Consider the following 6714-nt stretch of genomic DNA (forward strand, 5'->3'; position numbering starts at 1 on the left):
CGTCGGCGATCGCGGTGGCCATCGGCACGCTGATGCCCAGCACCTCGTCGGTGGTGGTCACGCCCTGGGTGGACCCGTAGCCGACGATGACGCCGGCTGCGCCCGTACGCATCAGGTGCAGCGCGGTTCGGTGGTCGAGTACGCCACCGGCTACCACCGGAACGTCGAGTTCGGAGATGAAGGTCTTGAGGTTCAGCGGCTCGCCGTGGCTGTCGACACGTTCGGCCGAGACGATGGTGCCCTGGATGACCAGCAGGTCGATGCCCGCCGACAGCAGCGCGGGTGTCAGCGCCTGGGCGTTCTGCGGGCTCACCCGGACCGCTGTGGTCACCCCGGCCTCGCGGATGCGAGCCACCGCAGCACCCAGCAGTTCGGGGTCCAGCGGCGCGGCGTGCAGCTGCTGCAGCAGCCGGATGGCCGCCGACGGCTCGGGTTCTTTGGCCGCCGCCTCGATGACCTGGGCGACCTTGGCTTCGACGTCAGCGTGGCGGCCGATCAGCCCTTCGCCGTTGAGCACGCCCAGCCCGCCGAGCCGACCGAGTTCGATGGCGAACTCCGGCGACACCAGGGCATCGGTCGGATGCGCGACGATCGGAATCTCGAACCGGTAGGCGTCGAGCTGCCAGGCCGTCGTGACGTCCTGCGAGGAGCGGGTGCGTCGCGACGGCACGATACTGATTTCGTCGAGTTCGTAAGTGCGCCGGGCTGTTCTGCCCATGCCGATCTCAACCATGTCACGCATGAGTGGTCCTTCGATCAGTTCACCGGGCGTAGTAGTTGGGCGCTTCGGCGGTCATCGTGATGTCGTGCGGATGGCTTTCCTTCAAACCTGCCGCGGTGATCCGCACGAATTGCGCGTGCTGCAAACCTTCGATGGTATCGGCGCCGGTGTAGCCCATCGCGGCACGCAATCCGCCGGTGAGCTGATGGATCACCGACGACAGCGGCCCGCGGAACGGCACTCGGCCTTCGATGCCCTCGGGCACCAGCTTGTCCTCGGACAGCACGTCGTCCTGGAAATAGCGGTCCTTGGAGTAAGACTTGGCCTCTCCCCTACCCTGCATGGCGCCCAGCGACCCCATGCCGCGGTAGCTCTTGTACTGCTTGCCGTTGACGAAGATCAGGTCGCCGGGCGCCTCGGCGGTACCGGCGAGCAGCGATCCCAGCATCGTCGTGGACGCGCCGGCTGCCAGCGCCTTGGCGATGTCGCCGGAGTACTGCAGTCCGCCGTCGGCGATCACCGGCACACCGGCCGGCCCGCAGACCGCCACCGCTTCCAGGATCGCGGTGATCTGTGGTGCCCCGACACCGGCCACCACGCGGGTGGTGCAGATCGACCCGGGACCAACGCCGACTTTGACCGCGTCGGCGCCGGCCTCGACCAGCGCGGCGGCCGCCGACCTGGTTGCGACATTGCCGCCGACGACCTCGACCCGATCGCCGACCTCGGCCTTCAGCTGGGCGACCATGTCGAGCACCAACCGGTTGTGGGCGTGCGCGGTGTCGACCACCAGCAGGTCGGCGCCGGCGTCGGCCAGCGTCATCGCCCGCACCCAGGCGTCGTCGCCGACCCCGACCGCGGCACCGACCAGCAATCGGCCGTCGCTGTCCTTGGTCGCCAGCGGATGCTGTTCGGTCTTGACGAAGTCTTTGACGGTGATCAGACCGGTCAGCCGCCCGTGGCCGTCGACGATCGGCAGCTTCTCGATCTTGTGCCGGCGCAGCAGGCCCAGCGCCGCGTCCGCGCTGACGCCCTCCTGGGCGGTGATCAACGGGGCCTTGGTCATCACCTCGCCGACGTGCTTGGACTGGTCGACCTCGAAGCGCATGTCGCGGTTGGTGATGATGCCCACCAGCTGGCCCGCACCCTCGATGACCGGTAGACCGGAGATCCGGAACCGGGCACACATGGCGTCTACCTCGGCCAGTGTGTTCTCCGGGTGGCAGGTCACCGGGTTGGTGACCATGCCGGCCTCAGAGCGCTTCACGGTTTCGACCTGTCCGGCCTGCTCGGAGATCGGCAGGTTGCGGTGCAGCACGCCGATGCCGCCGGAGCGGGCCATCGCAATCGCCATCCGGGACTCGGTGACGGTGTCCATCGCCGAGCTGACCAGCGGGACCTTCAACCGGATCTTCTTGGTGAGCCGGCTGGACGTGTCGGCGTTGGCTGGCACCACATCGGACGCAGCCGGCAGCAGCAGGACGTCGTCGAACGTCAGTCCCAGCATCGCGATCTTCTGCGGGTCGTCACCGCCGGTCGGTACCGGATCGTCCGGGAAACCACCCACCCGGGGATACGACGTGACAATCAGGTCGCCGCTGCCTTCGAGACGGGACAAGCCAGATGACATTGCCGGGGCCTCCCATATGCGCGCGGAGTGAGAATGCCATCCTATCGGCTCGCCCGACCACCGCCGACGACGCGCGCCGGAGAAGGCGCAACATGGGGCTTCGGCCGCTGACCACCCGCGCCGCTGAAGGCTCCGCGAGGTGGCGACATGGGGGTTGGGCCGCGGGGTATCGCTGGCGTGATGACCGCCCTGCTGCGTAATGTGGAGCCGTGCGCGACTACCTTCCGCCCGGTTTGCCGCCCGACCCGTTTGCCGACGACCCCTGCGATCCGTCGGCTGCATTGGACGCGGTCGAACCCGGTCAACCGCTGGACCCCCAGGAGCGGATGGCGGTCGAGGCCGATCTGGCCGATCTGGCGGTGTACGAGGCTTTGTTGGCGCACAAAGGTATTCGCGGCCTGGTGGTGTGTTGCGACGAGTGTCAGCAGGACCACTATCACGACTGGGACATGTTGCGCGCCAACCTACTTCAGCTGCTGGTCGACGGCACCGTGCGTCCGCACGAGCCGGCCTACGACCCCGAGCCCGATTCCTACGTGACCTGGGATTACTGCCGCGGGTATGCCGACGCCTCGCTCAACGAGGCCACCACGGACACCGAGGGCTTTCACGGGCGCCGCTGAGCGGCTCCCTCTTCTCTACGACTGAGTCCGCCTAGCCACCAAACAAGTTGGGCGCAACCGTGATTACCGGATCGTCCGGCGGGATCAGCTCCACGGTGGCTGTTGCGCTGACCGCCGGGGCGGTGCCCGGCAGTGCGTTGGATGGCGTCGGCGCTCCACGGTCGCGGCTGGCGACCTTCGCGTTCAACAGGTTCACCTTGTCGATGAGCCCCTGCTTGCGGCCGTTGTCCTTGACCGTCCGCACGTGCGCGCCGACCGCGGCCAATTTGTCCTGAGCCTGATCCCATTGGCCGAGGGCGATCATTTGCCGAACCTGGTCCAAGTCGGTCTCGGCGGATACGGCGATCTGGTCGTCGTGCACGGACGCGGGCTCCCCGAACAGCATCCCGAATCCCGCGACACCGAGGACGGCCGCGGCCAACGCGCTGACCAGGGCTGTCCGGCGCCGGGCACGCCGGCGCGCTCCCAGCCCGCGGTTCAGCACCGCCACCGCGTCCTGCTCCGGACACACCCCGCGGGGCCCCTGCACCCTCAGCTCGTCGCGCCAGTCCTCCAGCAGCCCGGCCAGCGCCCGGTCCCCGGTATCGCCGGGGTCGCCGACATCGACGAAATCGACCGGCTCGCGTCTGGCCAAGGCGTCGACGAACCGCTCGCTGCGCGCGACCGCATCCGGATCGGGCTGATCAAAAGGTGTGACAAACGGGTCAGACATAATCTCGTCCTGCCGCGGCGATCGCGGATTTCAGCCGCGCCAACGCGCGGTGTTGGGCAACTCGCACCGCACCGGCGGTGCTTCCGACAGCGGCGGCGGTCTCCTCGGCGCTCATACCGACGACCACCCGCAGGATCAGGATCTCGCGTTGCTTGTCCGGCAAAATCTCGAGCAACTCGCTCATCCTGGTGACGGAGTCGGCGTCGATCGCCACCTGCTCGGGACCGGGCTCGGCCGACCAGCGTTCCGGAACGGACTCCGTGGCGTAGGAAAGATCGCGGCCGACGGCACGGTACGCGTCGGCCACCTTGTGCGCGGCGATGCCGTACACGAAAGCCAAGAACGGGCGGCCGCGGTCGCGATAGCGCGGCAGCGCCATGACGGCGGCCAAGCAAACCTCCTGTGCCACATCATCGGCCGACAGACCGCTGCGTTCGAAGGCGCCAACTCGGGCGCGGCAGTATCGGACCACGATCGGCCGGATCGTCTCCAGCACCTCCCGAAGCGCGTCTCGATCGCCGGCTACAGCGTCGGCAACAACAGCGTCGAGACGTTCCTCCTGTGTTGTCATCGACGGCAACATCTCCAGCGTTACGAACCGGCTATCGTCCGATTCGATGGGACTTCATTACGACCATAGTGACCCAGCAATACTTAGAGCTTCCGCCAGGCTCCGCCCCAGTGCTCTACGCGGCGGGCGCAGTCGTCGCGGAGGTCTCGCAATTCCGCGATCCGGGTCGGGGTCTCCGTGCCGAGGTCGACGAGTAAGCAGGCCACCGCCCAGCGCAGCGGCACCAGCCCCAATTGGCCGTTGAGCTCCAGCGCCGCGTCGGCAACATCCCGCGCCCGCTCGAGCGCGCCGAAGCTGCACAGCGCCGCGGCCAGCACCACCTGGCTCTTGGCACGGTGCCGCGCCGAGCCGTCCAGCGTCGTCGCAGCCAGCTCGACCGCCACCTCCGCGTTGCGGACTGCGTTGCCGCCATCACCGCCGGCCATCGCCAGCTCAGCCGCGACCCAGGCCTTTCGTATCGCCAGCCGGGGCGGCGCCTGCGCAACGAACGGGTCCGCCCGCTGCAGCAGCGCCGCCGCGGCGGCCAGCCGCCCGACACCCAGCGCGTCGGCGGCGAGCCCGGTCAGCGCATCGCCGGCCGCCTCGGGGTCGTGATCGGCGAGCGCCCATGCGCGACCGTCCAGACCGCGGGCGAGACCGTGCCAGCCCAGCTGGCGCAGAAACGACGCGTGTGCGCTATGAGCCAGCGAGGAAAGCCGGTCCGATGGCGCAGTTGCCCGCAGCGCCGCAAGGTCGGCGTACGCAGTGCCGTAGCGGCCCTGTCCCCCGGCGCCGACCGCATGTAACCACTGCTCACGCGGTGTTGTGGCTGCAGGTAACGGCCACCGCCCGGGCCGGTCGCCGAACGCGACGGCGACAAGTTCTGACTCGACTGACGAGCGGTGAGAGATATGTATCACGGCGGGCTACCCGTTAAAACTTCATGGTTTCTGAGTTACACCGGTATTAAATCCGTCGATGATCATATTTGTTGTGCTTGCGCTGTGATTCGGCCGCGAGCTGCGACATTTCCACATAGCACGGGGTCAACATGCACTCCTCGGCTCAGCGGACTCAGGGCGTCGATGAACTCGGGGTAAATTCCCAAGCCGCACTTCAGCATTCGGCAGATTACAGCCTGTTGACGGAAATTCCCTAGCACCTCTACGTTTGCGTAGACGAGTAGTCACCGACGACCCGCTCGATTCAGTTGACGACATACATGATCGCGAACTGGCTTGAAGAGAGGGACATCAATGCCGCAACCAGAGCAACTACCAGGTCCCAATGCAGACATTTGGGAATGGCAATTACACGGCCTTTGCCGCGGCGTGGATTCCTCGGTGTTCTTCCACCCGGACGGTGAGCGCGGTCGGGCCCGTCTGCAGCGTGAACGCCGGGCCAAGGAGATGTGCCGCACCTGCCCGGTGATGGCCCAGTGCCGCGCACACGCCCTGGACGTCGGTGAGCCGTATGGCATTTGGGGCGGCCTGTCGGAGACCGAGCGCGAACTGCTGCTCAAGCGGGACATCAGCAGAACGCGCGGCATCCGCCGCAGCGCCTAGTTCGGGCCGGGACGGGTCGGCGCTTACAGAATCGACCCGTCCTGCTTGTACTGCTCGATTTTGTCCCAGTCGACCCCGGCTTCCAGCAGGATCTCTTCGGTGTGCTGCCCGTGTTCGGGCGCACCGGTCGGCTGGACATGGTGACCGTCGAATTGAACCGGGTTGGTCGGCAGGATGTAGGGCTTACCGTTCATCGCGTTCACCGTCGGGATGTAGCCGTTGGCGATGACGGCGGGATCGTCGCGCAGCTCGCTGGACTTCTGCAGGATGGCCCAGGCACCGGACAGCGGCTTGAGGATCTCGCGCCATTGGTCGACGGTTTTTGACGCGAATTCCTCGTCCATGATGTCGATGAGCTCGCCGCGGTTTGTGAAGCGGTTGTGGCCGTCGGCGAAGCGTTCGTCGGTGATCAGGTCGCTACGGCCGATGACCGTCATGAACTCGGGGTAGAACTTGTCGCCCTGCAGCATCATCAGCGTGATGAAGCGGTCGTCCTTGGTCTGGTAGTTGCCCACCAGCGGGTTCGGCATCTCGCGGTGGGTGAACGTCGGGATCGGGTCGCCGCCGTACAGGTTGGCCGCGGTCACCTGCGGAGTCATTGCCCAGGCCGCCAGCCCCAGCAGCGAGACGTCCACGATCGACGTCTCACCGGTCGCCTTGCGCTTGTACAGCGCGGCGGCGATGCCGCCGGCGATGGTCAGCCCGCCCATCAGGTCGCCGAACGCCGGAGTCTGCATCACCGGCTCCGGAGAATCGCGGGTCAGCGCATCGGCGATGCCGCCGCGCGACCAGAAGGAGACACCGTCATAGCCGGGCCGGTCGGCGTCGGGACCCTCTGGGCCGTAACCGGATCCGCGCACATAGATGATCTCGGGGTTGGCGGCGCGAATCTGGTCGACGCCGATGCCGAAAC

General features: G+C 67.1%; 8 protein-coding genes. 2 read left to right on the plus strand and 6 right to left on the minus strand.

Features of this window, described 5'->3' with window-relative positions:
• Nucleotides 1-733: GuaB3 family IMP dehydrogenase-related protein (locus VN856_RS09875; protein ID WP_325688457.1), on the minus strand; the 733-nt coding region annotated here is incomplete at its 3' end.
• 28 nt (nucleotides 734-761) lie between these two features.
• On the minus strand, nucleotides 762-2351 hold the full coding sequence (gene guaB, locus VN856_RS09880; protein WP_325688443.1) for an IMP dehydrogenase: 1590 nt from the start codon (nucleotides 2349-2351) through the stop codon (nucleotides 762-764).
• A 209-nt stretch (nucleotides 2352-2560) separates the two neighbouring features.
• On the opposite strand from guaB, the gene VN856_RS09885 reads away from it, so the two are divergent.
• Complete coding sequence (locus VN856_RS09885; RefSeq protein WP_325688445.1) at nucleotides 2561-2974, plus strand: DUF5319 domain-containing protein; 414 nt, start codon at nucleotides 2561-2563, stop codon at nucleotides 2972-2974.
• A gap of 31 nt (nucleotides 2975-3005) precedes the next feature.
• On the opposite strand, the gene VN856_RS09890 is transcribed toward VN856_RS09885, so the two are convergent.
• From VN856_RS09890 to VN856_RS09900, 3 genes are all read right to left on the minus strand, one after another.
• The gene (locus VN856_RS09890) at nucleotides 3006-3686 is read right to left on the minus strand and encodes an anti-sigma-D factor RsdA (protein ID WP_325688447.1); all 681 of its coding nucleotides are present in this window, start codon (nucleotides 3684-3686) and stop codon (nucleotides 3006-3008) included.
• Nucleotides 3679-4257, minus strand: a complete 579-nt coding sequence (locus VN856_RS09895) for a sigma-70 family RNA polymerase sigma factor (RefSeq protein WP_325688449.1) — start codon at nucleotides 4255-4257, stop codon at nucleotides 3679-3681. Before VN856_RS09895 ends, VN856_RS09890 begins: the two co-directional genes overlap by 8 nt.
• Nucleotides 4258-4340: 83 nt before the next feature.
• Entirely contained in the window at nucleotides 4341-5156 is an 816-nt protein-coding gene (locus VN856_RS09900) for a hypothetical protein (protein ID WP_325688451.1), read from the minus strand.
• A gap of 336 nt (nucleotides 5157-5492) precedes the next feature.
• Here VN856_RS09900 and VN856_RS09905 point away from each other — a divergent pair, with 336 nt between their 5' ends.
• Nucleotides 5493-5801 carry a WhiB family transcriptional regulator gene (locus VN856_RS09905; RefSeq protein ID WP_325688453.1) on the plus strand — a complete coding sequence of 103 codons (309 nt, stop codon included), beginning with the start codon at nucleotides 5493-5495 and terminating at the stop codon, nucleotides 5799-5801.
• A gap of 23 nt (nucleotides 5802-5824) precedes the next feature.
• Here the strand turns inward: VN856_RS09905 and VN856_RS09910 are convergent.
• Nucleotides 5825-6714: CaiB/BaiF CoA-transferase family protein (locus VN856_RS09910; RefSeq protein ID WP_325688455.1), on the minus strand; the 890-nt coding region annotated here is incomplete at its 5' end.

The sequence above is a fragment of the Mycobacterium sp. genome (genome assembly GCF_035603715.1).
Taxonomy (GTDB): domain Bacteria; phylum Actinomycetota; class Actinomycetes; order Mycobacteriales; family Mycobacteriaceae; genus Mycobacterium.